Below are 1143 nucleotides of genomic sequence, written 5' to 3' on the forward strand. Positions count from 1 at the left end.
AAAAAGGCCAAATCTATAAAAACTACACTATGGAAGTTAAAATCAGAGCTGTTGAACTAAAAAAGGAAGGTCGTTCTTATTCTCAGATTGCCAATGAATTAAATATTAATACCAGTACCGTGAAGACTTGGTGGAGTAGATATCAAGAGAATGGAAATACATTCTTCCTTGATAAAAGAGGACACAAAAATCAAACATCGGATCAGGAAAAATATATCAGGAAGCTGGAGTTGGAAAATGCCGTACTAAAAAAGTTAGAGGAAATCTTGATCAAGGAGGGAAGAAAATAAAATTCAAAGTTATAGAAGCCTTAAGGGGACAATTCACTGTTGAAGAGCTTTGTCACTACCTTGGTGTGTCTGTAAGTGGTTACTACAAATTCAAGAAGAACTTAGCCTTCGATAAGGATTCGGATTTGAAGAAACTTGTCATAGAACTCTATGAGGCATCAGACAAACAGTGGGGCTATCGAAGGATCCACATGGAGCTTCAGGAAGAATATAAGATGGTGATCAATCACAAACGAGTTTCCGGTCTCTGTCGAGACCTAGGTATTCAATCTATTATTCGAAGAAAGCGAAAGTCACAGAATATTAACCTTCATAGACAGACAGAGACTGAAGTAATCGCAGAAAACCTTTTAAACAGGGATTTTACTGCCATAAAACCAAATGAAAAATGGGTCACAGACATTACCACCTTCAAAGTGGGAAACAACAGTTTATACCTCTCTGCCCTGATGGATCTATACGGAAATGAAATCTTAGCGTATGAAATGGGAAGTAAAGCAGGATCATCATTGGTAATCAAGACGGTATATAGCGCAGTCCAAAAAGAAAAGGATGTGCAAGGTGTCCTTCTCCATAGCGACCGGGGAGGACAATACACATCCAAGGTATATCAGGACACGCTTGAAGCCTATGAGATAAAGGCAAGTATGTCCCGGCCAGGGAATCCTATCGATAATGCATGTATCGAAAGTTTCTTTTCCCATTTGAAAAGCGAAGCTATTCATCCTTATTCTGTACAAAATATAGAGGATTTAAAAGCCAAAATACACGATTTTATCTACCGTTATAATCACACAAGAAGGCAAAAGCGTTTGGACCGGCAGTCTCCTGTTAACTTCCGTAAGAAGTTTTC

2 protein-coding genes are annotated in these 1143 nt (G+C 38.5%); both read left to right on the forward strand.

Translation table 11 applies throughout. The annotated features are described in order from the left end of the window. A partial coding sequence (locus tag M3204_RS23430; RefSeq protein WP_251489052.1) for a helix-turn-helix domain-containing protein occupies positions 1-290 on the forward strand: 290 nt, incomplete at its 5' end. Between the two features lie 11 nt (positions 291-301). Next, positions 302-1143 (forward strand): IS3 family transposase (locus M3204_RS23435; RefSeq protein WP_251489054.1); only part of this gene is annotated, 842 nt, incomplete at its 3' end.

This window comes from Mesobacillus subterraneus (assembly GCF_023715485.1).
GTDB lineage: Bacteria > Bacillota > Bacilli > Bacillales > Cytobacillaceae > Mesobacillus > Mesobacillus subterraneus_B.